Raw genomic sequence first — 26,272 nt, forward strand, 5'->3', positions numbered from 1 at the left:
TACTGCGCGTGCTCAACCGCTCGTTCCGGGCGGGGACGTACCGGACGGTGATGCCCGGGGGCGGGTCCGTGAGCGGGGTCAGCTGCCCCCGTCCGGGCCGCGTGAGAACGCCGTGTCGCCGGCCGTGGCCACCAGCGCGTCCTTGACGAGCAGGACTCGTGGCGGAGTGCCCTGCGCCTTGTCCCCGGGGTCGTCCAGCGCGGAGGTGCGCCAGATCTCCGCTCCGGTGCGGGCGTCCAGGGCGAGCAGGCGGCCGAAGCGGTTGGAGAAGTAGACGCGCTTGTACGGCGTCGACACCGCGGGCTCGGACAGGCTCTCCATGTCCGTCGACTTCTGCCAGAGCCGCTTGCCGCTGTCCGCCGCCACCGCGGTGACCGAGCCGTTGGCCCGCACGAAGTAGACGACGCCCCTCGCGAGGGTGGCCGTGCCGGTCAGCGGGCGGGCCAGGGGCGTGCGTCGGATCTGCCCGGACTTCGGGTCCACCCGCAGCAGCGCGTTGTACGGCCGCTCGTACCCGGATTCGTAGACGTCCTTCGCGGTCTGCGGGGCGAGGAACAGGGGCTGGCCGTCGACGGCGCCGAGCGCCTGCGCCTTCTTGGGGAGCGTGGCGATCTCGGTCAGGCTGCCGGGGCCGAGCCTCATCAGGTCGACCGGGGCCTGACCGGGCTCGTCGGCGGCCGTGCACAGGGCGTACGGAGTGCCTCCGAGAACCGACGTGGTGCAGTACTCGTCCAGCGAGGGCGCCTGCCACAGCTCCTTGCCGGAGCGGTCGTACGCGAGGAACGTCGAGTGGTCGGGGGACAGGGTCAGCAGTCCGCCGTCGTACAGGATCGCGTCCTCGGACTTGCTGATGTCGCGCTGCCACCGGCGCTGCCCGGTGCCGGCGTCGAGGGCCACCACGCGTCTGATCGAGTCGTCCGGATCCTCGTACACGTAGACCAGCCCGTCGCGTACGCCGATCGGCCGCACCCCCTGGGGGCGGGTGCCGGTCCGCCACAGGGTGCGGCCGGAGGCCGCGTCGATCCCGGCGACCGTGAAACCGGTTCCGCCGCAGAACAGGGCGGTCGCGTCCGTCACGCAGCCGAGGCTCTGGTAGTCGAGGGGGACGCCCTTCGCGTCGCGGCGCAGGGCCGTGCGCCACGGCTGCCATCCGTCGGGCAGGGACGCGGTGCGCTCGGGGGTCGCGGCGGTGGTCGTCGTGTCCTCGCCGGACACGAACGCAGCCGCACCGGCGCTCAGCCCCGCGACGGCCAGCGCGGCAACGAGACCGGCGATCAGCATCCGAGGGCGGCGCGCCTTACCGGTGCGGGTCGCGGCGCCGGGGCTGGCGGTGGACGTGCCCCAAGGGGCCGGGCGGGGCCGGGGCTTCGCGGAGTCCAGGGTCTTCGGGGGCGCGACGCTGTCGGACTCCGGCAGCGCGCGGAGCATCCGGTGCAGGTCCGCCAGCTCCGGCCGTGCGGCCGGGTCCTTGTCCAGGCAGTGCCCGACGATGCCCAGGAGCGCTTCGGGTACGCCGTCGAGGTCCGGGGGCTCGTGCAGCACCTGATAGCCGGTCATGTAGGGGCTGTCGGCGTCGAACGGGCTCGTGCCGACCGCCGCGAACACCAGCAGGGACCCGAGGGAGAACACGTCCGAGGTGGAGGTGACCTCGCGGGGCGAGGCCAGCTGTTCCGGCGACATGAAGGGCGGAGTGCCGATGATGCGCCCGGTCACGGTCAGGCTCTGGTTGTCGGAGGCGCGCGATATGCCGAAGTCGATGACGCGCGGCCCGTCCCCGGTCATCAGGACGTTGCCCGGTTTGAGGTCCCGGTGCACCAGGCCCGCCCGGTGGATGTCGCGCAGCGCCTCGGTGAGTCCCAGTCCCAGCGTGCGCAGGTCCCGCAGGGACAACGGGCCGTTCTTCTCGACGACTTCGGCCAGAGTGGGCCCCGGCACGTAGAGCGTCGCCATCCAGGGCCGCTCGGCGTCCGGGTCGGCGTCCACGACGGGCGCGGTGAAGGCGCCGCTCACTCTGCGCGCCGCCGCGATCTCCTGCCGGAAGCGTGTACGGAACTCCTCTTCCTGGGCGTACGACCCGCGGACGAGCTTGACCGCGACCTGCCGTCCCGAGGCGGAGACCCCCAGGTAGACGACTCCCATGCCACCGGCCCCGAGCCGGCCGAGCAGGGTGTACCCGCCTATGGACTCCGGGTCCCCGCTGCTCAGGGGCGTCATCGCCGATCATCCTCCCCAGCGCCTGCCTGCCTCACGGGGATCAGCGTAGGGCCTGCCGTCCCGGAAGCGGAGCCGCCCACGGGGCGGGTCGGTGTCCCGCCGGGACCGCGGCGGTCGTACGGCCGCCGGCCCGCTACCCGGGATTCCCGGGCCGGCCGCCGCACGGACCGGCCGGCCCCGACCGCGCCTTCCTCACATGCAACACGTTGCCGTCCAGGGGCAGTCCGGCCCGATCCACCAGGGCGAGACCGGCGTCGGCGAACAGCGCGGCGTAGTGGTCGGCGTGCCGTTCGCGCCCGCCGACGTTGCACATCATGTGCAGATCCCAGGCGGTGGCCAGCGAGACCGAGCCGTCGGAGGGCAGGACCCGTTCCACGACGAGCAGATCGGCGTGGTCGGGCATCGCGCGGGCACAGTGGCGCAGGATCTCGCGGCAGCGCTCGTCGTCCCAGTCGTGCAGGACGCGGGACAGGACGTAGACGTCACCGCCTTCGGGCACGTCCGCGAAGTCGCCGGCCAGGAAGGCGCACCGCGTGCCGTGGCCGGCCTCCTCCAGCCGGAGGCGGGCGGCTTCGACCGCGTGCGGACGCTCCAGCAGGATCCCGTGCAGGCGTGGGTGCGCGGCGAGGATGCGGCCGAGCAGTTCCCCGTTGCCACCCGCGACGTCGACCACCGTGGCCCCGGCGGGCGTCTCGGCCGCGGCGGTGAGCACCGGATGCGTGGGCACCGGGTCGAACATGGCGGATCCGGCGGCCATGGACCGGTCGAAGAGCTCCGCGAGTTCGGGGTCGCGGGCGAAGTGGTCGAAGTGGTTCTCGCCGAAGAGGTGCTCGAAGGCGACCTCTCCGGTGCGCACGGTGTGCGCGAGCCCGGCGAACGACTCGTAGAACGGGCCGCCGTACATCAGCGCCAGCGCCCGCATCGACCCCGGGGCGTCCGTGCGCAGCAGGGCGCCCAGCGCGGTGAGCCGGAACCCGTCGCGGCCCTCCGTGACCCCGCCGAGCATCGCGACGTAGCGCAGCAGTGTCGCCAGGTTCCGCGGTCGTGCGCCGACTTCCCGCGCCAGTTCCTCGACGCCGACCCCGCGCTCGCCGTCCAGGGCGTCGGGGATCCGGAGCTGGGTGAACGCGGCCAGTGCCTGCGTCGTCCACGCCCCGGTCAGCAGGCGCAGGAGCGTTTCGGCGGGTTGCCGGGCGCGATGCTCGTCGAGGTGGGCGGCGAGCATGTCGCGGTGGTCGCCGGGGACGTACAGCTCCACGCGCCGGTAGCCGACCTTGGCTTCGGCGGGGGCGGTGAAGTAGAACACCGTGCCGTTCTCGTGCGGGTTGTATCCGCCGCCGTCCGGTGTGGCGCCGTGGCGTGCGAAGGTCGCGCACAGACCGCGCAGCACCAGCGGGTCCGGCGCCGCGACCTCGAAGGCGACATGTGTCTCGTGCTGCTGTTCCCGCTCGTGGGCGGCGATCGGGTCCAGGCCCGATCCGGGCGGCACGGTCAGCGCGAACACCTCGACCATCCGCCGTTCCCCGTCGGCGCCGACCACCGCGGGGCGCAGGATGCCGACGTCCAGCACGGCCGCCGGGCGCCGGTGCCGCACGGCCAGTCGCTCACGTACGACGACACTCGGCCGCGGCGGCAGGGCCGCGACGAGGCCGCAGTCGTCGAGCATGGTGCGCAACTCCGCCTCGTCGGACGGGAAGACGAGCAGCGCGGCATGGGCGAAGCGGCAGTGCTCCGCGAGAGTGCGCAGCTCCGGGCCGTCGAGCCCTGGAAGCAGGAGGGGAAGCAGGGTGGCGGTGTCCTGCTCCTTGACGAAGTCGACCGTCGCGAGCAGGCGGGACGTGTCGCCCGACAACGTCGTGATCATTGCGGGGATCCTCATTCGGGGGGTGCGGAACTCGGGGTGTGCGGAAACTCGGGGTGTGCGGAATTCGGGGGGTGTGCGGAACTCGGGTGTGCGGAACTCGGGGGGTGCGAAACCCGAGGGGCCTCACACGCCGACGTAGTGCTCGGCGAACCAGTCCTGCCGGCTGCGCGACGTACGCAGTGAGGCGATGCGGGAGCGCCGCAGGGAGTGGTGGAACAGCGCCGTGGCGTCGGAGCCGGACGGGCCGTGCAGCAGCCCGATCATCCAGTGCGAGAACTCCTGCGCACGCCAGATGTACGTGAGGCACCGCTCGGAGTAGGTCTCCAGCCCTTCGGGGTCGCCGTGGACGAGGTCGTCGATCAGGGCCCGGGCGAGGAGCGACGCCTCCAGCACCGCGAGATTGGCGCCCTTCGCCGCGGACGGGCTGATGAGGCCGGCGGCGTCGCCCACCAGGAACAGCGAACCGTGACGCAGCGGTTCGAGCACATCGGACTCCAGGTCGACGACGGCCCGCTGGACGACGCGGCCGCGGTGCAGCGGGCCGTACCGCGTTCCCCGCATCCGCAGGTCCAGCTCGTCCCAGATCCGCTCCTCGGACCAGGCGTCGGCCGGGGTGCCGCGCTCGCACTGCAGGTAGTAGCGGGTGATCTCACTGGTCCGCGCCATGTGCCCGGCGAAACCCCGCTCGTGCACCGCGTACCCGACGGCGTCCAGGCTGGGCGGTGCCTCGGCGAGCAGTCCGAGCCAGGTCACGCCGTGATCGCAGTGCTGCCGGCGCACCGAGCCGGCGGGCAGCGAGCGCCGGGCCACGCCGTGCCGTCCGTCGCACCCGGCGACGTACCGCGCCCGCCACCGGCCGGGCCGGCCGTCCGCCTCGCGCACCGTCACCGAGGGCCGGACGGTGTCGGTGTCGACGACGGCCACGGCCTCGGTGGCGAAGTCGACCCGCCCGCCGGCGGCCAGGAACCGGGTCAGCAGGTCGGTGACCAGCTGCTGTTGGGGATAGACGGTGTGCCGCTCACCGCGCCCGAGCCCGCTGTAGTCCAGCCGGAACCGGCCGTCGTCGGTGCGGAACTCGCACGTGCTGTGCGGCTTTCCGTGCCGGTGCAGTCCCTCGGCCAGCCCGTGCCGCTCCAGGGTCCGTACGGTCTCGGCGGCCAGGAACCCGGCGCGCGCCCGCGTCTGGAGGTGCGCGCGCTCGGCACGCTCGAGGACGACGCAGTCGATCCCGCTGTCCTGAAGGAGATTGCCCAGCACGAGCCCGGCCGGTCCGGCACCGAGGATGACCACGTCGGATGCGCTCCGGGTCTGCCTGTCTGTCACGAGACGGGATGTTAGGTCCCGTGAAGTGGCTTACTTGACAGAAATCACCTGAACGTGAAGAGCCGTAGCAGTGCGGTGGGGCGCGAGGCCGACGGAGCGCGCCGACCTGGCGCAGGCGCGCGACCAAGGGCAGGTGGCGCCGGCGTGAACTCCGGGTGCGGTCGGCGTCGTCGGGGCCCCGGGTGACGCTTCGTGCCGGCCGTGCGCTCTGTGAGTACCGAGTCCGCCGTCACGGCGTGTCTCTTCCGGACTGCACTGACCTCTCTCCGTGCCGCCCCTGACTCCCCCCGGGAGCGGGATGGAGAGGGCCGGGGGCGGCCGGGGCTCCGCCACGCACGGGGACCCGGCCGCCCCCACACCCTTCGGACCGGCAGCGTCCGGCCCGTCCCACCGCCCCATGCCCACCGGCCGGTCGGCCTTTCTGCCCGATCTCCGGCGGACGATCGGCCCGTCTGCCCGATGTCCCCGGCCGGTCGGCCCTTCTGCCCGATGTCTCCGGCCGGTCAGCCCTTCTGCCCGATGTGTACCGGCCGGTCAGCCTCTCTGCCCGATGTGTACCGGCCGGTCGTTGCGCAGCGCGGTGAAGAGCCGTTGCGCCTTCGCCGTGTCCCACTTGACGGCGCTGCCCTTGGACGTGCTGACGCCGGGTCCGGCCACGGGGACGTTGAGCTGTTCGCCGGTCCCGGACGAGACGCTCCGCATCGCCCGGAACAGCGACACGAGGGTGCGCAGTTCCATGTCCTGGTCCACCACGAGGGTGTCCAGCACCGCGCCCAGCGTGGGATACGCACGGAACGGATTGAGCGCGGTGCCCGGTGTGGCCGCCTTGTGGGCGAGCGCGGCGAGGAACCTCTGCTGGTTCCTGCTGCGCCCCAGGTCGCCTTGGGCCTCCTGGTGCCGCTGGCGGACGAACGCGAGTGCCTGGGCGCCGTCCAGGGTGTGGCAGCCCCGGGTCAGGTCGAGTCCCGACCTGCTGTCCCTGATGTCCCGGTCCACGCACATGTCCACGCCGCCGACGGCGTCCACGACACCGACGAAGCCGCCGAAGCCGATCTCCGCGTAGTGGTCGACGCGCAGGCCCGTGTTGCGCTCGACGGTCCGAACGAGCAGCGGGGCGCCGCCCAGGGAGTAGGCCGCGTTCAGCTTGTTCTTCGCCGGCCGGTACCGCTTTCCGGTGCCGGGGTCGAGATACGACGGGAGGGTCACCCACGAGTCGCGGGGCAGGCTCACCAGCGTGGTGCCGTGGGCGCCGGTGTGCAGCAGCATCACCGAGTCGGTACGGCTGCCGCCGCCACCGCCGGCGTGCAGATCCTCCCGGTCCCGCTCGGACAGACCGTCCCGGCTGTCGGAGCCCACGATCAGGTACGTCGTTCCCTTGCCCCGCGGCGGACGGTCACCGGCAGCGCCGAGGTCGACCGCCCGGTCGAGCGCGAAGTGGGCCCAGGCGTACGTGCCGGAGCCGGTGAGCAGCAGCGCGCCGAGCAGCAGCGCCAGCAGACGGGCGGTACGGCGGCGCCGGCTCGGGCGCTTCCACGGAGGGCGCGTACTGCGGGCGTGACCACCACCGGGCCGTACGGCGCCCGGGCTCGGGGCCGGTTCCGCGTACTCCTCGTACGGCCGTGTCGGTTCCGTGTGTGCGATGACCTGTCCCGGGATCACGCGGGGCGCCTGTGTCTCCTCGTTCCAGTCGTTCATCGCGACGACAACTCCCGGGCGGCGACCGGCTGTCGCAACTGCTCCGTGGCGGCCGTGCCCGCCCGCTGCATGCGGTGCCACTTGAGCCGGGTGCCGCCCAGGAGGGCGAACACGGACTGGATGACGACCAGGTACATCAGCTGCCGGTAGACGAACAGCTGGAACGGCATCGACCACAGGGCCCACAGTTTCTCCCGGTCGAGCCGCAACGCGTATCCGGCGCACAGCAGTTGGACGACGAGGAAGGCGAGCCACACCCCCAGCGCCCGCACGGGATCGGTGAAGAGCAGCCCGTACAGCGCGAACAGGTCCACGACCGGGGCCATCAGGGGCAGGACCACCTGGAAGAGCGTCAGGTACGTCAGTCCGCGGCGCGCGAAGCGTCCGGCGGCGCCCACTTCGAGGACGGCTCCGCGGTGCTTCCACATCGCCTGCAGGGTGCCGTAGCACCAGCGGTAGCGCTGCCGCCACAACTGCCGCAGGGACGTGGGCACCTCGGTCCAGGCGATGGCCGACTCCTCGTAGACCACGCGCCAGCCGGCCCGCCACAGGGCCATCGTGAGGTCGGTGTCCTCGGCGAGGGTGTCCTCGCTGACCCCACCGACGCCCATCAGCGCGTCGCGCCGGAAGGCGCCGATGGCGCCCGGAACCGTCGGCATGCACTCCAGCACCTCGAACATCCGCCGGTCGAGGTTGAAGCCGAAGACGTACTCCAGGTGCTGCCATCTGCCCAGCAGCCCGCGCCGGTTGCCGACCTTGGTGTTGCCGCTGACCGCGCCGACAGCCGGGTGCGCGAGCGGCTGGATCAGCCGGTACAGGGCGTCGGGCTCGAAGACGGTGTCGGCGTCGACCATCACGACGATGTCGTACGAGGCGTGCACCAGACCGGTGTTGAGGGCCGCGGCCTTGCCCGAGTTGGGCTGCCGGATCACCCGCACCCGGGGGTCGTCGATCCAGGTCGCGAGGTCCGCCGTCCGGTCCGTCGACCCGTCGTCGATCACGATCACCTCGAGGTGCTGATGCGAGGACGCGAGCAGCGAGCGGACGGTGGACTCGATGCCGGCCTCCTCGTTGTACGCCGGTACGAGCACCGTCACGGGTGCGCCGACCTCCCGCAGCCGGGGCGCTCCGGGGCGGTAGCGGGTCAGGCGCCGGACGTGGGCGCGGGCGAACACGGTCAGCATCACGAGCCGCAGCACGCCCAGCACACCCAGCGCGAGCAGCACCCAGGTCATGACGTTCGTGAAGGCGTGTCCGGCGGTCGTGGTCCAGATCAGCGCCTTGCCCTGCCAGCGTTCGGACGTCGGCACCCGCGTGCCGGCCGCGGGCATGCCGAGCCCGTCCGTGACGGTGGTGAACCGGGCGGCGCGCGGATCGCCGAGGAGGTCCTTCGTCTCCTCGTACGCCAGATCGGTCTGGCTGAACTGGCGGACCAGGCCGCGCTGCGGATCGCGGTCGGGCCGGTCCGCGGCGACCAGTACGTAGCCGTCCGCTGCGGCGCGCCGGGCCGCCGTCCACTCGGCGCCGCACAGCGTGTCGACCTGCGTGGTCAGCGGCATGCGCAGCAGGCCGGTGCGGATGCCCGCCGAACCGGCGAGGGTCTTCTGGGTGAGCGTCAGCTCCATCGCGGTGCGGACGCGCGAGGAGGAGCCGAGGTCGGCGCCGGTGTAGGTGTTGGAGCCGATCTCGTGGCCCTCGTCGAGGATCCGCCGCACCAGCTCCGGATGGCGTGCCGCCTGCGCGCCGGACAGGAAGAAGGTCGCGTGGGCACGGTGCTCGCGCAGCAGGTCGAGCAGGCGCGGGGTCCAGTGGGGATCGGGGCCGCCGTCGTAGGTGAGGGCGACGGTCCCCGCGGGCATGGCCGAGGACGTGACGTCGCCGTTCGCGCCGATACGGCGCAGGACCGGTCCGCTCCGGCCCACGGCCCCGGGCGCGGGCCGGGTGCAGGGGAGCCGCGACTTGGCGGCGTCGACCTCGTGGATGGTCCAGCCCTCGAAGAGCAGGGCGGTGAGGACGACGGCCAGGGAAGCCGCCAGCAGGCGCCAGTGCCGGCGGGGCTCGCGGGAACGGGCGTGGCGGCGGCGTACCGAGCGGCTCACACCACCCTCCCCGTGGTGACGTTAATCACAGCTGAACGGGTGTTTGTTCGGCGGGAGTTCGGGGCGGGCGCAAGCGCGCCGGGGGTGGTGCGGACAGGCGGGGGGAGCTCGTGCCGGAGAGCGCGGGAACGTGCGGGCGGGGTCGATCTGACGGCGTGGACGGCGGCGGGGGAGGGGGCGCGCCACGTGCTCTTCACAGGGGTGTCGACGGTGTTCGCACCCGATGAAGGTGCATGCGTTATCTGCTGATTTGTCTTCCGGCCGAGCTGTTGCATGGGCGGCGAGTGTAGCCACGGGAGAGGCCGTGGGTGTGTCCGAAAGGGACGGTCGGCCGTCCCGCCGCACCGGGTGTGACACTCGGCCCCGCCGGTGCGCTGAACCAGGTGGATATGGGGAAGTGGGCCCTCGCGCACCTTGCCTGGAAGTGGATCTGCCGAGGGCGGCAACCCCCGTCCGCACCAGCTGTTTTCGGCCACCGTGCCGGGGTGCGGGGCCGGGAACCGAATTGCGTGGAGGGAAGCACGGCCTTGTGACGACGATCCAGCACGGCCGGGCGGGAAGACGGCAGGCCATGCGTCGGATCCGGCCCCGGCGTTCCCCCGCGGCACCGCCGCTGGTGCTCTCCTGGACAGGCGCGGCTGGGGTGTTGTGGCTGTGGTGGCTCAACACCCCTGCCGTAGCCGTAGCCGTAGCCGTAGCCGCCGTCGCCGTAGTCGCGTCGCTGTCGCCGTCGCCGGGCCGGGCCGGGCCGCGCGAGGCAGGGGCCCCGCACCGCCGTGTCCACCACGAGTCGTTCGAGTTCTGACGCGGAGCGGTGACACCTCGCGGCGCTGATGCGCTGGGAGTCCCATGAGGAAGAAGCACCCGTTCCGCCACGCGCTGCTGGCCACGGTCGGCACCGTCTCCGGCATCGTGCTGCTGCTCGCGCTCAAGCCGACCACGGACCCGTCGTCGGCGCGGGCCGAGCCCGCGATCACGGCGAGCGCCACCGTGTCCGCTTCCCCCTCGGCGTCCGCGCCCGCCACCTCGGCGTCACCGCCGCCTTCGAAGACGTCCGAGAAGAAGCGCACCCCGTCCGCGTCCTCGACGAGCACGCAGCCGGCGCGCACGGCGTCGGCCGCCCCCACGAGCGCCGGCAGCGCCCCCTCCGCACCGAGGACCACCTCGGCCGCCCCCACCACCCGCACCGTCACCGGATCCACGGCCGAGACGAAGTACGGCCCGGTCCAGGTACGGATCACCCTCACCGGCAGCCGGATCACCGCGGCGAGCGCCGTCCGGTACCCCGATGAGGCGGCGCGGAGCCGGGACATCAACGCGACGGCCGTCCCCGAGCTCAACCAGGAGACGCTGCGGGCACAGAGCGCGGACATCGACACGGTGTCGGGCGCCACATACACCAGCGCGGGCTACAGACAGTCCTTGCAGAGCGCGCTGGACCGGGCCGGCGTCTGAACCTGACCCTTGGACACGAGTAGGTCATGACGCTGCTTCCCCGTACTTCCAGCCGGCTTCCTTGGTGGGCAGGGTAGCCGTCCCTCGGCCGATCTCCCGGCCGGGCCGCGAGTGGGGAGCGGAGCGAGCTGCCTTGAACCGTAGAGAAGGGTGTGACCCACGGCCTGGTTGCGAGGCGCAGGGTGGGTCGGCGAGGCGCGTCCGGGGCTGGGGGACCCCGCGAGGCGGCGACGGGCCGTATCACGCCACTGGTGGGCGCTGTCTTGTTCCGGGTTCTGCGGGTCGCCTCGCGAGGGGCTCGGCCGGAACGCAGAATGCCGCGTATCCGGCGATCCACGCGACTGAAGGCGGGACAGGCCGCCGGACAGCGGGTTGGGGTCGAGCTTCTCGTACACCTTCGTCGCGACGACGACGTCCTCACGGCGGGTCAGCTTGCGCAGTGCGCGGCCGAGGAACTCCTCGCTGGTGCCGAGGGAGTAGACGTTCGCGGTGTCGAAGAAGTTGACGCCGAGGTCGAGGGCCTGTGCGAGGAAGGGCAGGCTCTCCTCCTCGGGCAGCGGCCAGGGGTGGGTGCCGAGGCCGGGCTCGCCGTAGCTCAAGCAGTCCAGCGCGAGGCGGAACACCTTCAGGCCGGACGAGCCCGGTCGTACATGCTGCACGTCGACTGCACCAGGGCGGGTGCCAGATCCCAGAAGGCGTCGTCATGCAACAGGGCGTAGAACTCGTCCAGTTCGTACGGCGTCACATGGCCGCCCGCGATGAGCTGCTCACGCGACATGTCCACGGTCAGCCGCCAGAAGTCGGCGAGCCGTGTGCCGCCGCAGATGCTGAGTGACCGTATGGGCGCCGACCTCGCGGTAGCCGTAGTCGATGAACGACCCGGGCTGACTGTGAGCCCACCAGCTAACGGTGCCGAGAGTCCCGCAGATAAGGCTGCTCCAGCGCTGACGTCGAAAGAGCCGTCCGGGAAGGGGTCGGTGGTGACGTCGTGCACCAGTCGGCGCAGCCGGGGCTCCGGCACGCGCTCCAGCAGTCGCAGATCCAGGTCCGCGGCGATCACCTCACCGTCCCGAGCCTGGCCGCACAGCCACTGCGCGACAGACCCGGAACCCGCACCCACCTCCAGGCAACGGGCAGCTCGGTCCACGTCGAGTGCGTCAAGCGTGCGTGTGCACAGTGGGTCGAAGACCTCGGCGAGCAGACGGAGGCGTGCCTCTTCGTCCTGGTCGAGAGCGACGAGTGTCTCGCCGTATTTCTCCATCTCGGGCCCTCCGGCGAAACGTCGGATTCCTCGTCACGCAGGGCAGCCAAGCATGTGACCGGCAGTCGCACCTGGTGCTCACGACGTACTGACAGGTTGTTGCGAAGTCCCCGACACGGGCGCCCCCCGGGTGGCAATAAGACAACCCCTCAGGTCTCTGACCTGGGGGTTTCGTATGGGGCGGGTCACGAGAATCGAACTCGCGCTCTCAGCTTGGGAAGCGACGGCGCTCGCGTAGCCATATGGCTGCTGACCTGGGTAGATGCGTTACGCAGCGGCAGGGGTGCGGGTCTGTTGGCACCGCTGTTGACTGCGGTCGTCCGCTCTGAAGGGCACGACATGGGCGCGCTATGGGCACGACGGCCGAGAGGTGGACGACCGTGGAGGCGCGACCTCGCCGTCCCCCTCCGCAGGATGTGGGCTCACGGCGCACGACCTGCTTTCCGTGCGGGCCTCGTGGTCGATCGGGCGTAGTACGCGTTCGAGCCGACCGGCACGTTTCCACGTGATCAGCCGGCACCGGGAACGGAATTGTCGGGCGCTTCATGCCCGGCCCGGCGGCGGTACTCGGCGTTGATGCGCTGAGCTTCCTCGAGCTGGTCCTCAAGGATGACGATGCGGCAAGCGGCCTCGATCGGAGTGCCCCTGTCGACGAGCTCGCGGGCGCGCGCCGCGATCCGGAGTTGGTAGCGGGAGTACCGGCGGTGTCCGCCCTCCGAGCGCAGTGGCGTGATCAGACGAGCCTCGCCGATGGCTCGGAGGAAGGCCGGGGTGGTGCCGAGCATCTCGGCGGCCCGCCCCATCGTGTATGCGGGGTAGTCGTCGTCGTCCAGACGATCACTGAGGGGGATATCTGCTGTCATGTCACCTCGTAGTACAACGCGTCGAGGGGCCCTGGTGCCGTACGGCACCAGGGCCCCGAAGGAAATTCAACACCATCTGTCGGCCCTCATGCTGTGCCGACCTTCTGTTTCCGCTACCAGCCCTGCAGAAGAGGGGGGTGCGTGGATCGCGGCTGCGTGACCGGGGACCACCTTCCAATCCGGGGTCTTGCGGTACCCGGGGCGAGTGCTTCTCGGACCGGGCGATCCTGATGGCGTCTGCTCCTCCGTCCTTTCTCCGAACTTGGTGAACTGGTACTGGCGGTACTGCTAGGTGGTGCTGTCGGCGGCCCCTCGACCTGCGAGCCGCCCAGTGCGGTCCTCAGCCGCGTCACCGTCCTGCGAACACCTTGGCTTCGGGACTCCAGAACCGCACTGACCTGCGAACTTCATGTACTGCAACCCGCCAGTTCGTGTCTGCCGGGTTTCGCTTGACCGGTGTCAACGAGAAAAAGGCTAACCGTGTCAGAGCCCAATGTCTACTCTGGCAAGAACAGATTTAAGCCCTGTGGGGGAACAGATAGCCTGTGAACTGCAGCAACGGATGGCGCAGCCGTCGTGAGTCGCCCGACGCCGTGCAATCCCGGTCAGGCCGTCAGGTGTCGCTGAGTGTCGCGGCCCGCGGCCCAGCCGCGGAGAACGGACGGCGAGACAGCCGTGAGGGCCCTGCCGACACATGTCGGCAGGGCCCTCACCGGGATCCTGATGGCGGTTTGCCGCCCGTCCTCATCCGTCCAGGAAGGCGGCGCCGAGCACTGCCGACGCGGACTGGAGGGGAGAGGGGACACGCACGGGCGTGGCGTCGGGGCAGGCATGGCAGGTGAAGCCGAGGCGGGTCATGGCCCGGATGACTTCGCCGCCGGTGAAGTCGCGGCGGTCCTGTCGGGTGATGACCTGGCCCACCTGCTTGACGGGGTAGCGGCGGCGGCCGATGGTCACGGACTCACCCGTGACGAGTTCGGGCGTGACGCCCTTCATCAAGGCCAGCACGCCGTTCTTGGTCAGGTCGAACGGGTACCGGGCGATGACACAGCGCATGATGCCCTCACAGGGAAGGAGAACGGGCGGGGAGAGGGAGAACCGGCTGAGCGGGGGAGGCGATCAGCCAGGACGTCCCGTAGTCGGATCCGGTCCGTGTACGTGGAACTGCCGCGGTGGACGGCCAGTTCGGCCAGGGTGATCGAGCCCGTGCACTGGTCGTCTCCGTCGCACAGGAGGAGGTACTCGACACGGGCACTGGCCATGACGGACAGGGCGACCTCGACGGTCATGTCGTCACTGACCCGGGGGCCGGCCGCCTCCATGTCGTCGACCGCGCTCCTGGGGGAGAGAACCGCCTGTTGTCGCTGCGTCTGAACCGGTGTCAAAGCTGCCTCCTCGGAGTTGGGTGAGCTTCTGATCGACGCCCCCGGGCCTAGCCCGCCGGGTCGAAGGCGGGCCGCTGCGCCCTGCGCCGCTTCGCCTGTCCGGTGGGGCGCCCTTGGGCGGAGCGGTCGCGGCGGCCTCGGGACGAGGCAGTCGCGGAGGACACGGCGCGGCGGGGACGTGGCACGGCCGGTGCGGTGATGACGACGGGGACACCGGAAGGGGCCTGGGCGCCCGTGATGCGGGTCAGCTCCACCTCACCGGACCGTACGGCGACGATCTGCGGGGTGATGCCGGCCGAAGCCATCAGCCGGTTCATGCCGCGGCGCTGGCCGGGGGTCACCAGGGTGACGACGCTGCCGGACTCTCCGGCGCGGGCGGTACGGCCGCCGCGGTGCAGGTAGTCCTTGTGGTCGGTGGGCGGATCGACATTGACGACGAGGTCGAGACCCTCGACGTGGATGCCGCGGGCCGCGACGTTGGTCGCCACCAGTACCGTCACATGTCCGGTCTTGAACTGGGCGAGAGTCCGCGTGCGCTGCGGTTGGGACTTGCCACCGTGCAGGGCCGCGGCGCGGACGCCGCTGTTCAGCAGGTGCTTGGTCAGCCGGTCCACGGCGTGCTTGGTGTCCAGGAACATGATCACGCGGCCGTCTCGTGCCGCGATCTCGGTGGTCGCCCGGTGCTTGTCCGCTTCGTGCACGTGGAGCACGTGGTGCTCCATCGTGGTGACCGCTCCCGCGGACGGGTCGACGGAGTGGACCACCGGGTCGGTCAGGTAGCGGCGGACGAGCAGGTCGACGTTGCGGTCCAGCGTGGCGGAGAAGAGCATCCGCTGCCCTCCGGGGCGCACCTGGTCGAGCAGCGCGGTGACCTGGGGCATGAACCCCATGTCGGCCATCTGGTCCGCCTCGTCGAGGACGGTGATGGCGACGTCGTCCAGCCGGCAGTCGCCCCGGACGATGAGGTCCTTGAGCCGCCCCGGGGTCGCGACGACGACCTCCGCGCCGGCGCGGAGGGCACCGGCCTGTCTGCCGATCGACATCCCACCGACCACGGTGGCCAGCCGCAGACTCACGGAGCGGGCGTACGGGGTGAGCGCGTCGGTGACCTGCTGGGCGAGTTCGCGGGTGGGTACGAGGACCAGGGCCAGCGGCTGTCGTGGCTCGGCGCGCCGCCCCGCGGTACGGGCCAGCACCGCCAGGCCGAAGGCGAGGGTCTTGCCCGAACCGGTGCGGCCGCGGCCCAGCACGTCACGTCCGGCGAGGGAGTTGGGCAGGGTGGCCGCCTGGATCGGGAACGGTACGGTCAGGCCCTCGTGACCGAGCGCGGCCAGCAGCGGCGCCGGCACGGCGAGGTCGGCGAACGACTCGACGGCGGGCAGCGCGGGCGTGACCGTCACCGGCAGCGCGAACTCGCCCTGGGGTGCGGTCTGCCGGCGATCGTTGCCCCTGGAACGCCGGGGAGCCCCCGAGCGCTGGGTGGCGGAACCCCGGGAGCGGTCGTTGGTACGGGCCGTGCGGGCGGTGCGTGCGCGGTTCAAGCGGAACCTTTCCTCGATGTGAGCACGTGGGCACGTAGCAAGGAATTTCCGCAGCAAAATGAACGGCGCAGAGAATCGCGAGAACGAGCCGGAGGTGATGGGCGGCGAGTCGTATGGACGGGGGAATACGTCACCCTTTGGTGATGGAGTGGGCCTTCCCGTCACGCGCCCTGAAATGCAGCGAGCTGGGGCCCGCACCCCAAGGTGCGGGCCCCAGCTGCGAAGTATGCGTTGCTGCCGGTGTCAGGCGGGAACGATGTTCTCGGCCGTCGGGCCCTTCTGGCCCTGCGCGATGTCGAAGGACACCTTCTGACCTTCCAGCAGCTCACGGAAGCCCTGGGCGGCGATGTTCGAGTAGTGGGCGAAGACGTCGGCGCCGCCGCCGTCCTGCTCGATGAAGCCGAAGCCCTTTTCCGCGTTGAACCACTTCACGGTGCCAGTAGCCATGTCATTTCTCCTTCGGAGACGATGTTCGGAATTCGCCCTGTGCGAATTCCGCGTCGCCGTGTTGATTACCCCGTCGGAAAATGAACCTTCCGGCAACCACACCTGCAACTGAGGGCGACGTTAGCATGACGCGGCCGGCTCTGCCTGGTCAATAATTCCGCTCGGGTTGACGGTCCAGGAATACTCGCCGTGTGCCGTACCTATTTCTCACTTCACGGATACAGATATTTGATCTGCACGGCGCCTGCTTCAGGACTCCTGCACCCTGAGGGGCCAGGGGCGGCCTGCAACGCCTCCTAGTCGGCGTGTTCGGCGGTCCAGGTGATGTGCGGGGGCTCGACTCGTCCGCACAGGGGCCCGCCCTGCGCGTCGGTCAGACCGAGGCGTCCGACCAGTAGCCCGTCCCGTGCGGCGGCGGCGAGTACGTCGGCGGGTATGACGTCGAGCAGGAGCTTGGCGCGGCGGAACATCGTGAAGGTGCCCGACTCGTCGACCGTGCCCCACGACAGGTAGATGAACCGTCGGCCCAGACGGTCCTGCACGTAGGGGCCTTTGACCTCGGTGCCGGTCGGCGAAGCGCTCGTGGTGCACTCCAGGGTCCATGTCGCGGACGGTGCGTCGCCGGGCTGTGGCGCGAGGAGTTCGGCCGGACGGTCGCGGCGTTGCACGGCGACGTGGATGTTGCCGTACGCCGGGACCGTGCCGTCGACGGAGGCCAGGCCGGGCAGGTCGACGGCGTCGATGCGGATGAGCATGGCGGCCATCATCCCGCCATCGTCCGTGTAGAGGTCGGCCGACCTCGAACTTGGCCGGTCACGGCAGCGGTGACCTCATCTCTTCACGTGGTCCTGCACGACACCCCCCCCCGCGCCCTCGACGGCCATTGGGCCCAAGAGCGCCAAGTGCGCCTGCGGGAACGGACACCGCGGTGCCGATACCGAAGCGGTCGCACGGACGGGCGGCCACCGCGAAGGCCAGGGACTGCACGAGCGAGGTGCCGATGCGCGGGGCGCCGCTGATCTGGGAGCCGACGACGAGGAGGATCCGCGCCGACGGTCCCTACTCAGGGCACACGAAGGGCACGCCCCCCCACCTTGGCCTGGACAACAAACAACCCCAGGTCACTGACCTGGGGCTTCATCATGGAGCGGGTGACGAGAATCGAACTCGCGCTCTCAGCTTGGGAAGCGATGGCGCTTGGGCAGCCGGATGGCATCTGACCTGGGTGAATGTGCTTCGGAGCGCGGCCTGGAGGGATAGGAGCGCACCGCTATTGACCGTGGTTCACCGATCCTACGGGCACGCTTTGGGCACGCCGTGGGCCGGGGGCGCTTGGAGGTCTCTCTTGGCGGGTGACAACTACTCAGGCGCCGGGAAGTAAGCCCTGGCCGGGAGACCGCCGTTGCAGGAGCATGTGGAGGAGGGCTCAGCGGCGACCGGGCGACACTGCCGAGACGACGGAACTTCGTCAGGCTGGTATGGCAGGGCGTGGGGTGCCGTGGAAGACCTGACTGGTATGCCAGGTGCGGTGGTGGGCGGCGACAGGGAGTGCACCTGGCTGCGGGCCGAGGAGCGGACGGCCCGCGAGGGCTGTGACGTGTTCACGGGCGGCAGGGCTGTGGCCCACGAAGCGCTGTGAGACCAGAATGCGGTGACCGTCGCCAATGCTGAGGACGCCTTTGTCGAAGAGTTTGTGGTGGAGGGCGCACAGGCACAGGCCGTTGTCGATGTCGTCCGGGCCGTCGAACGCCCACCAGCGCACATGCGCGGCCTCCAGCCCTACGGGTACGGCGCCGATCCGGCCGTCGTAGCCGCAGAAGGCGCACTGGTACTCGTAGGCGGTCAGCACCAGCTCGCGCATTCTTCGGTCCCGCTGCTGCCTCCGGGCGGCGGAGAACCGGCCGGTCTCCGTCGGTTCCAGGTCCAGGCCTACGGCTTCGCACAGCTCGGTGTGGAGCGAGGGAGGGAAGTGCAGGTCGAGAAGCGATCGTGCTATTCGGTGCAGCAGTTCGGGTTCGCGCCGGAGAGCATTTCCGAATTCTGGCGCGAGTCGTCCGGTGGCACCCGATTCCCTGAGAACGCGCAGGCCACTGCCTGGACTGCCGGGACCACGGTCGGTACGCACTTCCCATACGCCGTCGCTGACCAGGTGATGGAAGGGGTAGGCGGGCGTCGTCTTGTTGGGCGGGCCGTATTCGGTCAGGAGCCGTTGCAAGTCTTCCTCGACCGTGCTGTAGCGCAGCTCGCTGTCGGCGTCCTCCTGGAACCGGCCAAGGGCGTACAGGAGCAGGAGGGGCTTGTGCGGCGCGCGCGTCCCGCTTCTGGTCCACTGCCTCAGGTTCGTGGTGCGCTCGAGCCAGTCCATGGCCAGTGATCGTAGCGACGGACTGACGGTCATGAAGGTCTCCAGTTCGCAGGACCTGGCCCGTCACCTGGGCTGACCTGTGGGGCGCACGCTTGAAGTCCCTGCTTCAGCACCGTGATGCAGAGGAGTGAGCCCATCGCGGACCATGGACTCGCCACGATTGCCTTGAAGCCGTCGCGTGGGCCCATTCCTCACCATGAATGCGCTGTGCGCAGGTAGTCCAGGCCAGCGCTGTCCGTCACGTCGTGCGAGTTGCTCAGACGATGGACCACCGTCCAACGGCCGTCGGGCAGGGCGCCGGCGAACACGGATGCCGTACGCGTCCCTCCGTTGTGCCATATCAAGGGCAGCGGTCCCGTACGTTGCCACCCCAGGGCGGGTTCCCCCAGAACGCGGTCGACCACGAGACCTGTCAGCACCGTGGCCATCGTGCGAGGACTTGCCCAGAGGCCGCCCGCGGGCAGGACGGCTCCCTTCATGGTCCACGGTTTCGCGCTGCGGCCGTGCCATCGAGTGGGCAGCGACCGACTGTGCCGCGGTGGTTCGACGACCATCGCGTCATGTGGCAGGCCGAGGGGAGACAGCACATGCTCTGCAACAAGGTCGCAGTATGCCGGTCCTGCCGCCTGGGTCAGTGCCGCCCCGAGCACCGCGTATCCGAGGTTGGAGTACTCCTCCTCTCCCACAGGGCCTGTCACAAGACGGTCGAGGCTGCAGAGCAGCTCACGCAGTCGATCACCGGTGAACTTCCGGTAGGGGTCGAACCGGGCGGTGCCGGGAGGCAGCCGTGGCAGCCCTGAAGTGTGCCGGGCGAGATGGCGCAGGGTGATGCCTGTCCCCGCCGGAACGCCGAGCCATCGTTCGAGGGGGTCGTCGAGAGTGAGCACACCTTGTTCGGCCAACTGCTTCAGGATGGTTGCCGTGACGACCTTGGTGAACGAGCCCATCTCGGCGTACTTGTCCGGGTCGTGCCCGCCGGTGACGATCGGTTCTTTGTGGGAGCTTCCGATGATGCAGGTGGGAACGCGGCGCAGGGTCATCCTGCGGCCTGGGGAATGGGGGCGTCGACGGTGGTGTCGCCTTCCGTCGTGTGCTTTTCGGCCGTCGCTGCGCCGAGGCTCCCGGGACGCTTCCGCGCCCAGCGTGCGCCGATGGTGCGTGCTGCCTGACGTATGCGGGACAGGGCGGAGGAAAGGAAGATGAGGTCGCAGGCGATCATCGTCAGAGCGAACGCGGTCAGTCCCATGAGTACGCCGATGGATACGTGGAACGCGATGGAGGCGGCGGCCGTCCACGGGCGCAGCCTGGGCACCAGGATCCCCATCGGGAAATACACGAGGAACAGGGTCGTGGCGTAGGTGCCGAGGAAGACCAGTACGTCGTTGCCGTAGACCAGACTGGAGACGCCCGGCAGCTCGAACTCGGGGACGCGCATGATGTAGAAGAGCGCGGTGCCGTCCTGCCAGACCTCACCCTGCACCTTGTACAGACCGCTCACGACGTACACGAGGCAGATCTGTATCGCGATCGCGGCCACGCCGAGGTTGTGCAGGGGAACGCCGAGACAGCGCACGCTCGCCGGGATGCGTCCGATGACGCGGTCGGCGAATCCGCTGGGGAAGGAGAAGTACTGGTAGCAGTTGGTCAGGAGCAGCATGGGGATGACCAGTTGGGCGAGGTTGTCCCCGCCGTCCAGAAATGCCGACTGCCGCTCGTAGAGCGACCACAGCAGGACGCCGTGCGCGGCAAGGACCGCCCTGCCTCCCACGCCCAGGGTCACCGCCAGGGCGGCGAGCAGGCCGAGGTGGAAGACCCCTTCGAACCAGGCTTCCGAAGTGCTCCAGGCGTAGAGGCTGAAACTGTCCTTCTCCTGGACCTGTTCGACGAAGAGGCGGTGCGGCAGAGCCGAATCCGCTCCCGGGCCGAAGAGATAGTGCCGGTCGCTGTAGTGACTCAGGTAGTACATGAGGCCGACCAAGCCCAGGAGCGCGCGGGTTCCGGACACTCCCAAGGCCGCGATGGGGCGACTGGCGGCTGAGTCGATCGATTCCTTGATGCTCACTGCAGTTCAACCGCCTTTTTCCACGGCAAGTCGTAGAGGTCCAGCTTGCTCTTTGCCGCGGAGTTGTTCCGCTGTGACCACGGAGGCAGTTTCTCGACGTACATACGTGCCTGGACGGCGGTCGGCCTCGCACCACCGGCACAGACATTGTTCACCTGTGTCAATGCGAAGCGGGACAAGGACCATTCGGCTTCCTCGTGCTGGCGCTTCTCATACGGCGTCAGAGGGATGGGGCGATCGCGCTTTCCGTCTTTTGTCTCCGAGTCATTCTGGCGGAGGCGGAGAAGGAGGTCATCCGAATCATTGAGCTGCTGAATTCCGTTGCTCACCAGCCGCACCGTACGGGAGGGAAAGAATCGGTCGCTCTGAGTCTCCTTGATCAAGGGAGCGGTCACGTCGTAGAAGTCCGTGACGGAACCGTCGGCGCACTTCGCGCGCGCCACTATGCCTTGGTTGTCTTTGACCGGCTCCGGAGCGAAGAGACTCCAGTTCTGGGTGAAGTAGGGCTCCAGATAGCCGCTGATGACGGCGTGCAGTTGAATCTTGGCTGGACTGAGTGGCGCCTGCGAGAACGCTGCGATGGAGAAATGGGCGCCCAGAAGGGCGGCACCAGCCAACAGTGCCGCCCTCTGGATGCGCCGATGGCGCACTGTCACTTGTCGAAGACCGTCGCAGCGGCAGAGGCACCGTCGCTCGACACCTTGGCAGGCGCGTGGAAGAGAGCGAAGTTGTTGGCGACCTCAGAAGCCTGGCTGGCGAGAGAGCCCGCCGCGGCCCGTGCGTGCACGGCAGCCCGTCCGGCAGCTCGGCCGGCGGCCCGGGCGGCCCGGGCGCCGGCCGCGGCCTTCGGCGCCGCTGCGGAGTCCTTGGCAGTGGCCTTGGTGCTCAGGCTCGCGGTCGCCTGAGGCGGCGTGGAAGCCTGGGCGGAACCCTGCATCGACACCGTCAGGAGCGTACCCGCAAGGGCCGCACCGAAGACGACAGCGGCATTCTTCTTCTTCATTTGTTGCCCCTCGTTTATGTGCTACCTGGTCGTCTGAGGAGAGAGCGGCGGCGCGCCAGAAGATGTTGGTCAGACAGCTTCAACCGCTCGCCCCTCAGGGGTGATCCAGGTTCTCTGCGGGGACGCGAGAATTGTCGCGAGATACGCCCCCGTCATGCCGACCTGCCATTGCAGGGCGGCGATGCTCATCGCGATTGATGATCATCTTAAGGCGGTTAGTGTGGGCGTCTCAACGGGTGGCCATGTGATGATCATCACCGAGCCTTCGTTGCCTTTTGAATCATTTATCGAGCGTCGTGCTCTGAGCCTCTATGGAGGATGCGTGCAACCCGATGCAGTTGTGGTCGGAACCGGCCCGAACGGTCTTGCAGCGGCAGTTACTCTCAGTCGGGCGGGCCTCAAAGTCGCACTGTATGAGGCGCGAAAAACCATCGGCGGCGGGTTGCGTACGGAGCCTCTTTTCGACGTCGACATAGAACACGACATCTGCTCCGCCGTTCACCCCATGGCCGTTGTGTCTCCCTTTTTTCGGCAGTTCGATCTGGCATCGCGTGGGGTGAACATGATGCATCCCTCCGTCAGCTACGCCCACCCCCTGCACAACGGGCAGGCCGGCCTTGCCTATCGGGATCTGGAGGCGACCTGCGCCCACCTCGGGCCCGACGGCGATCGCTGGCGTCGCCTCATGAAGCCGTTGCTCGACCACTCCCGAGAACTGGTCGACTTCATCATGTCGGGGCAGAGAAGCCTCCCGCGAAACCCCTCCGCCCCAGCGCTGCTGCTCTCCCGCATGCTTGCTCACGGCACCGCGCTGGCCCCCGGTCGCTTCCGCACCGAAGTGGCCCGTTCCCTTCTCACCGGGGTGGCCGCCCACGCGGTCGGAAAGCTTCCGTCTCTTGCCTCCGGTGCGGTCGCGATGCTCCTCGGCCACCTCGCGCACGGTACGGGCTGGCCGATCCCCGAAGGAGGGAGCGCCCGTATCGCCGACGCACTCGCCCGCGACATCACGGCGGCCGGCGGAATTTTCCACACGGACCACCACGTGACAAGCCTCGATGAACTGCCGCGCGCGAAGGTGGTGCTGCTCGACACGAGCCCGAGGACGCTCGCGCGGATCGCCGGGGATCGACTCCCGGTCGGCTACCGGCGAGGTCTGGCCCGCTTCCGGTACGGGCCCGCCGCGGCGAAGGTCGACTTTCTCGTCTCCGAGCCGATTCCCTGGGCGAACCCGGCCGTGGGCCAGGCAGCCACCGTCCACCTGGGCGGAACCCAGGCGGAGATGTTCCGGGCCGAGACAGCTGCAGCCGCCGGCATCCGCACACAAGAGCCGTTCGTGCTCCTGGTCGACCCCGCACAGGCCGACCCGAGCCGCGCCAGACCGGGGCGACGTCCCGTGTGGGCCTACGCCCACGTCCCCAACGGCGACACCACGGACCCGACCGCGATGGTCACGGCGTGCATCGAACGCTACGCACCCGGATTCACCGACACGGTGATCCATCGACGCGGCGTCAGCGGCGCCGGACTCCATGCGTACAACCCGAACTACGTCGGCGGAGACATCGGAGCGGGCGCTATGACCCTGTGGCAGTCCCTGATGCGTCCCGTCCCCCGATTCGACCCGTACCGCACTCCGCTGACCCGTGTGTACTTGTGCTCCGCGTCAACGCCACCCGGACCGAGCGTCCACGGCATGTCGGGTTACCTCGCCGCACTGTCCGCCCTGCGCCACGAGTTCGGTATCCGAACCCCTCCGGATCTCGGACCGCTGCCGATCAATCGGTGACCTGGGCCTGCTGGTCCTCCGCCTTGCCGGGGAAGACCAGACGCGAACCGCCGCCGATCGCCCCGAAACAGCTCAGTAGGAGGGCAAAGCGGGCGACCCTCGCGGCGCCGTCCCACTCGGTCGAAGGCCCGAGAACCAACCAGAAAGCGAGACCCATCGCCGCGATTGCCAACACAACGCCAGTCAGTCGACGCACCTTACGCTCCATTCCCTGTGATATCCGAACAAACCAGCCGATAACTTTACCTGCCGGTAACCGCGGTTGAAGCCAGGCCCGTTGGCGGGCGCCAGACAGCCCCGTCCTGATCACCGGCGTCCCGGGTTCAGAAGCGGCTGACCATGCCCGGGATACCCGGCGGAGTCGGGAGGGGCAGTGGGTCGGGGGTGGCGCGCTCGCGGGCCGTGGGTGCGGCCTGGCAGGTCGCGTCCTTGGCCGGCAGTCTTCCGGTGGTCAGGTAGGTCGTGGCCGTCTTGTCCGCGCAGGATTTGGAGCCGTAGATGCCGTGTCCGACGCCGCCGAGGACGGTGACCATCTTCGAGCCCTTCATCACCCGGCGCAGGCCCTGCCCGCTGGCCAGCGGGGTCTGGGAGTCCCACTCGTTCTGCAGGATCAGCGCGCCGACCTTGTTGTCGACCTTGGTGGCGGGCTCGCTGCCGGTCTTCTTCCAGAACGCGCACGGCATGATGTTGGAGACGAAGTCGCCGTACAGCGGCCACCTGGCCTTGTCCCGGATCGCGTCGCTGCGGTACTGCTCCGGATCGCGCGGCCAGTTGCGGGTGTCGGCGCAGACGACGGACCAGAAGCCGGCGGTGCCGTTGTCCGCAGGCACGACACGGCCGAACGAGGGCGGCAGGGGCGCGGGCGTCTCGATCTCCCGGTCACCGGACCGGGCCCTTCCCTCGGCGGCCTTCTTCAGTTCGACGACTGCCTCGGCGGCGTCGCGTACGCTGAAGAAAGTGGCACGCAGGCCGGCGCGGAGGTCGTCGCCGCTCAGCTTGGTTCCGTCGAAGTCGATCGGCTTGCGGTCGGCCTGGGCGACCAGGTCGTAGAAGGTCTTGCGGACGGCCTCGGGAGTCTTGCCGAGCTTGTACGTGGAGTGCCGCTCGGCGGTCCACTCGGTCCACCGGGTAAAGGCGGGCTCGCTGCCCTCCGCCCAGACCTGGATCATGCCGCGCCAGATCCGGGCCGGGTCGACGGCGCTGTCCAGCACGAAGCGGTCGGAGCGCCCCGGGAACATCTGCGTGTAGACCGCGCCGAGGTAGGTGCCGTACGAGTACCCCAGGTAGGAGATCTTCTTCTCGCCGAGCACGGCACGGATCACGTCCATGTCCCGCGCGGTGTTGCGGGTGGTGATGTGCCGCAGCTTGTCGCCCTGCCTGGCGTCGCACTTCTCGGCGACGCTCCGGGCCCACTTCACGTCCTTGGCGAACATCGCGGCCTTGTACGGCCGTTCCCAGTTCTGCTCGGCGTCCGACATGCCGCAGCCGACGCCCGAGCTCTGCCCGATGCCTCGCGGGTCGAAGCCGATGAGGTCGTACTTGTTCTTCACGCTCTTGGGCAGCTCGCCCGCCATCATCTGCGGCATGTCCAGGCCCGGACCGCCGGGTCCGCCCGGATTGAGCAGCAGCACACCGCGACGCTCGGCCCTGGTGCTCGTCTTCAGCCTCGATATCGCGAGGTCGAGCTTCTTGCCGTCGGGACGGCTGTAGTCGAGCGGCACCTTGACGGTGGCGCACTGGAAGTTCGCCGGCATCGCTCTGTCACAGCGGTGCCAGGCCGGCGTCTGCCGCAGGTACTGATCCAGGGGATTCGCCGCGGCGGATGCTGTGGCCGGTGCGAGCGCGGGAACGAGGGTGGCGACGGCACTGACCGCCAGGAGAGTAGCTATTCGACTGCTTCGCACGTGGGGGGCCTCGGGGTTGTTGCGTATGAAACGCAGCAACCCTTTCGCGCGGCGGAGCTGGGCGAATCCATCCAGGAGACAAGGTTTCTCCGACCGTGGACGGACGGGCGGCGTGCCGGATGGTCCCCGAGTCGCACAACCAAGATCGGCTCCGTGTCGTCTTCCCCAAATGACCCTTTGGCAAGGCTTGGTGACGGAGTCCCCGCGGATCTGACCGACCTGCTGAGGCAAGGGTCGGAGCAGGTCGGCGCCGTACCGATCTCTCCATGGTTCCCGCCCCGGCCCACCTCGACCCGAAACGCCTTGCCCGCGAGCGGCAGCGGCGGATAGCGGCGTCGAGTACCCGCTGATCGTGATCGGCCCCACCGCCGGGCCAGCAACGCTCCTGTGTCCTCTACGGAGACCTCGGGCGTGCGCTTTGCCCGGGCGGTGCCATCGACACCGACCCGGTGACAGCCTGCCCCTCGGCTCGTGGGTCCAGGGACAACCCCTGGAAAATACACGAACCCCAGGCCGCTGACCTGGGGTTTTCAATCTGGAGCGGGTGACGAGAATCGAACTCGCGCTCTCAGCTTGGGAAGCGACGGCGCTTGCGGGCTTCTAAGGGCGCTGAGCTGCGACGATTCGTTATCTCTGGAGCGTTGCGCGAGTCTGATCGCACCGCTGTCGACCGTGGTTGTCCGCTCTTGTGGGCACGTTGAGGGCACGCCGGTCATGGTGCCGGTCGAAATGCGGTCCGCAGCGGCCTGTTGTGTCTTCGGGCTCGGACCGGGGTGCTGCCGAGTACCGGGCCATGGCAGGGGCACACGAAGTTGGTGCGCATGTGAGGGGCACGGGACAGCGTGTCGTCGGTGCTGCCCCGCGCGGTCGACAGGCACAGGACGGCCGTGCCCCTTACCCTGCCGTGGTGATCCGGGCCGGCCTCGTACCGCGAGCCAGGTCAGCGGCCTGCCGACCGGTCCCGGGGCGGCGAGTCTCGCGTGCGTCTGTTCGCGGGTCGGCGCC

At 69.6% G+C, this 26,272-nt stretch carries 22 protein-coding genes; 2 read left to right on the top strand and 20 right to left on the bottom strand.

Going from position 1 to position 26,272, the window contains the following annotated elements:
* Positions 1-78: 78 nt before the first annotated feature.
* From ACGFW6_RS12730 to ACGFW6_RS12750, 5 genes are all read right to left on the bottom strand, one after another.
* A complete protein-coding gene (locus tag ACGFW6_RS12730) occupies positions 79-2,214 on the bottom strand; it encodes a PQQ-binding-like beta-propeller repeat protein (protein WP_393507537.1) in 2,136 nt (711 codons plus the stop codon).
* Positions 2,215-2,347: 133 nt separating this feature from the next.
* On the bottom strand, positions 2,348-4,078 hold the full coding sequence (locus ACGFW6_RS12735) for a methyltransferase (RefSeq protein WP_393507539.1): 1,731 nt from the start codon (positions 4,076-4,078) through the stop codon (positions 2,348-2,350).
* Between the two features lie 123 nt (positions 4,079-4,201).
* Entirely contained in the window at positions 4,202-5,401 is a 1,200-nt protein-coding gene (locus tag ACGFW6_RS12740) for a 4-hydroxybenzoate 3-monooxygenase (RefSeq protein ID WP_393507541.1), read from the bottom strand.
* A gap of 534 nt (positions 5,402-5,935) precedes the next feature.
* A complete protein-coding gene (locus ACGFW6_RS12745; RefSeq protein ID WP_393507543.1) occupies positions 5,936-7,096 on the bottom strand; it encodes an LCP family protein in 1,161 nt (386 codons plus the stop codon).
* Positions 7,093-9,195, bottom strand: coding sequence for a bifunctional polysaccharide deacetylase/glycosyltransferase family 2 protein (locus tag ACGFW6_RS12750; RefSeq protein WP_393507545.1), 2,103 nt, complete (start codon positions 9,193-9,195; stop codon positions 7,093-7,095). Before ACGFW6_RS12750 ends, ACGFW6_RS12745 begins: the two co-directional genes overlap by 4 nt.
* A gap of 849 nt (positions 9,196-10,044) precedes the next feature.
* Here ACGFW6_RS12750 and ACGFW6_RS12755 point away from each other — a divergent pair.
* Positions 10,045-10,650 carry an FMN-binding protein gene (locus tag ACGFW6_RS12755; protein WP_393507547.1) on the top strand — a complete coding sequence of 202 codons (606 nt, stop codon included), beginning with the start codon at positions 10,045-10,047 and terminating at the stop codon, positions 10,648-10,650.
* On the opposite strand, the gene ACGFW6_RS12760 is transcribed toward ACGFW6_RS12755, so the two are convergent.
* The 13 genes from ACGFW6_RS12760 to ACGFW6_RS12820 form a co-directional block, all read right to left on the bottom strand.
* Positions 10,605-11,309 (bottom strand): aldo/keto reductase, encoded by a 705-nt coding sequence (locus ACGFW6_RS12760; protein ID WP_393507549.1) that lies wholly within the window; start codon positions 11,307-11,309, stop codon positions 10,605-10,607. The genes ACGFW6_RS12755 and ACGFW6_RS12760 overlap by 46 nt on opposite strands.
* Complete coding sequence (locus ACGFW6_RS12765) at positions 11,276-11,911, bottom strand: class I SAM-dependent methyltransferase (protein ID WP_393507551.1); 636 nt, start codon at positions 11,909-11,911, stop codon at positions 11,276-11,278. The genes ACGFW6_RS12760 and ACGFW6_RS12765 overlap by 34 nt, the downstream gene beginning before the upstream one ends.
* Positions 11,912-12,420: 509 nt before the next feature.
* The gene (locus ACGFW6_RS12770; protein ID WP_393507553.1) at positions 12,421-12,774 is read right to left on the bottom strand and encodes a helix-turn-helix domain-containing protein; all 354 of its coding nucleotides are present in this window, start codon (positions 12,772-12,774) and stop codon (positions 12,421-12,423) included.
* Between the two features lie 744 nt (positions 12,775-13,518).
* Positions 13,519-13,830: an SCO5918 family protein gene (locus ACGFW6_RS12775; protein ID WP_393507554.1), complete on the bottom strand. Its 312-nt coding sequence runs from the start codon at positions 13,828-13,830 to the stop codon at positions 13,519-13,521.
* Positions 13,794-14,159 carry a hypothetical protein gene (locus tag ACGFW6_RS12780; RefSeq protein WP_393507556.1) on the bottom strand — a complete coding sequence of 122 codons (366 nt, stop codon included), beginning with the start codon at positions 14,157-14,159 and terminating at the stop codon, positions 13,794-13,796. The genes ACGFW6_RS12775 and ACGFW6_RS12780 overlap by 37 nt, the downstream gene beginning before the upstream one ends.
* 47 nt (positions 14,160-14,206) lie before the next feature.
* Positions 14,207-15,700 carry a DEAD/DEAH box helicase gene (locus ACGFW6_RS12785; protein ID WP_393507558.1) on the bottom strand — a complete coding sequence of 498 codons (1,494 nt, stop codon included), beginning with the start codon at positions 15,698-15,700 and terminating at the stop codon, positions 14,207-14,209.
* 243 nt (positions 15,701-15,943) lie between these two features.
* The gene (locus tag ACGFW6_RS12790; protein WP_004986771.1) at positions 15,944-16,147 is read right to left on the bottom strand and encodes a cold-shock protein; all 204 of its coding nucleotides are present in this window, start codon (positions 16,145-16,147) and stop codon (positions 15,944-15,946) included.
* A gap of 296 nt (positions 16,148-16,443) precedes the next feature.
* Entirely contained in the window at positions 16,444-16,902 is a 459-nt protein-coding gene (locus tag ACGFW6_RS12795; protein WP_393507560.1) for a DUF5990 family protein, read from the bottom strand.
* A gap of 713 nt (positions 16,903-17,615) precedes the next feature.
* Complete coding sequence (locus tag ACGFW6_RS12800) at positions 17,616-18,512, bottom strand: phosphorothioated DNA-binding restriction endonuclease (protein ID WP_393507562.1); 897 nt, start codon at positions 18,510-18,512, stop codon at positions 17,616-17,618.
* Between the two features lie 191 nt (positions 18,513-18,703).
* A complete protein-coding gene (locus ACGFW6_RS12805; RefSeq protein ID WP_393507564.1) occupies positions 18,704-19,552 on the bottom strand; it encodes a serine hydrolase domain-containing protein in 849 nt (282 codons plus the stop codon).
* Positions 19,549-20,478: an HTTM domain-containing protein gene (locus ACGFW6_RS12810; RefSeq protein WP_393507566.1), complete on the bottom strand. Its 930-nt coding sequence runs from the start codon at positions 20,476-20,478 to the stop codon at positions 19,549-19,551. Before ACGFW6_RS12810 ends, ACGFW6_RS12805 begins: the two co-directional genes overlap by 4 nt.
* A 92-nt stretch (positions 20,479-20,570) precedes the next feature.
* Positions 20,571-21,230, bottom strand: coding sequence for a DUF5819 family protein (locus tag ACGFW6_RS12815; RefSeq protein WP_393507568.1), 660 nt, complete (start codon positions 21,228-21,230; stop codon positions 20,571-20,573).
* Positions 21,227-21,577 (bottom strand): hypothetical protein, encoded by a 351-nt coding sequence (locus tag ACGFW6_RS12820; protein WP_393507570.1) that lies wholly within the window; start codon positions 21,575-21,577, stop codon positions 21,227-21,229. The genes ACGFW6_RS12815 and ACGFW6_RS12820 overlap by 4 nt, the downstream gene beginning before the upstream one ends.
* 247 nt (positions 21,578-21,824) lie before the next feature.
* On the opposite strand from ACGFW6_RS12820, the gene ACGFW6_RS12825 reads away from it, so the two are divergent.
* Positions 21,825-23,363 carry a phytoene desaturase family protein gene (locus ACGFW6_RS12825; protein ID WP_393507572.1) on the top strand — a complete coding sequence of 513 codons (1,539 nt, stop codon included), beginning with the start codon at positions 21,825-21,827 and terminating at the stop codon, positions 23,361-23,363.
* On the opposite strand, the gene ACGFW6_RS12830 is transcribed toward ACGFW6_RS12825, so the two are convergent.
* On the bottom strand, positions 23,353-23,559 hold the full coding sequence (locus tag ACGFW6_RS12830) for a hypothetical protein (RefSeq protein ID WP_393507574.1): 207 nt from the start codon (positions 23,557-23,559) through the stop codon (positions 23,353-23,355). The two genes, ACGFW6_RS12825 and ACGFW6_RS12830, sit on opposite strands and share 11 nt — an antisense overlap.
* A gap of 127 nt (positions 23,560-23,686) precedes the next feature.
* Complete coding sequence (locus ACGFW6_RS12835; RefSeq protein WP_393507576.1) at positions 23,687-25,267, bottom strand: alpha/beta hydrolase; 1,581 nt, start codon at positions 25,265-25,267, stop codon at positions 23,687-23,689.
* Between the last annotated feature and the right edge of the window lie 1,005 nt (positions 25,268-26,272).

Source organism: Streptomyces sp. Y7, assembly GCF_043195415.1.
GTDB lineage: Bacteria > Actinomycetota > Actinomycetes > Streptomycetales > Streptomycetaceae > Streptomyces.

Bases quoted from the DNA above. Each gene is read 5' to 3' on its own strand.
- ACGFW6_RS12770 (WP_393507553.1), bottom strand. From the start codon at position 12,774: ATGACAGCAGATATCCCCCTCAGTGATCGTCTGGACGACGACGACTAC.
- ACGFW6_RS12730 (WP_393507537.1), bottom strand. From the start codon at position 2,214: ATGACGCCCCTGAGCAGCGGGGACCCGGAGTCCATAGGCGGGTACACC.
- ACGFW6_RS12805 (WP_393507564.1), bottom strand. From the start codon at position 19,552: ATGACCCTGCGCCGCGTTCCCACCTGCATCATCGGAAGCTCCCACAAA.
- ACGFW6_RS12825 (WP_393507572.1), top strand. From the start codon at position 21,825: ATGATCATCACCGAGCCTTCGTTGCCTTTTGAATCATTTATCGAGCGT.
- ACGFW6_RS12810 (WP_393507566.1), bottom strand. From the start codon at position 20,478: ATGTACTACCTGAGTCACTACAGCGACCGGCACTATCTCTTCGGCCCG.
- ACGFW6_RS12820 (WP_393507570.1), bottom strand. From the start codon at position 21,577: ATGAAGAAGAAGAATGCCGCTGTCGTCTTCGGTGCGGCCCTTGCGGGT.
- ACGFW6_RS12795 (WP_393507560.1), bottom strand. From the start codon at position 16,902: ATGCTCATCCGCATCGACGCCGTCGACCTGCCCGGCCTGGCCTCCGTC.
- ACGFW6_RS12735 (WP_393507539.1), bottom strand. From the start codon at position 4,078: ATGATCACGACGTTGTCGGGCGACACGTCCCGCCTGCTCGCGACGGTC.
- ACGFW6_RS12745 (WP_393507543.1), bottom strand. From the start codon at position 7,096: ATGAACGACTGGAACGAGGAGACACAGGCGCCCCGCGTGATCCCGGGA.
- ACGFW6_RS12775 (WP_393507554.1), bottom strand. From the start codon at position 13,830: ATGCGCTGTGTCATCGCCCGGTACCCGTTCGACCTGACCAAGAACGGC.
- ACGFW6_RS12755 (WP_393507547.1), top strand. From the start codon at position 10,045: ATGAGGAAGAAGCACCCGTTCCGCCACGCGCTGCTGGCCACGGTCGGC.
- ACGFW6_RS12765 (WP_393507551.1), bottom strand. From the start codon at position 11,911: ATGGAGAAATACGGCGAGACACTCGTCGCTCTCGACCAGGACGAAGAG.
- ACGFW6_RS12790 (WP_004986771.1), bottom strand. From the start codon at position 16,147: ATGGCTACTGGCACCGTGAAGTGGTTCAACGCGGAAAAGGGCTTCGGC.
- ACGFW6_RS12800 (WP_393507562.1), bottom strand. From the start codon at position 18,512: ATGGACTGGCTCGAGCGCACCACGAACCTGAGGCAGTGGACCAGAAGC.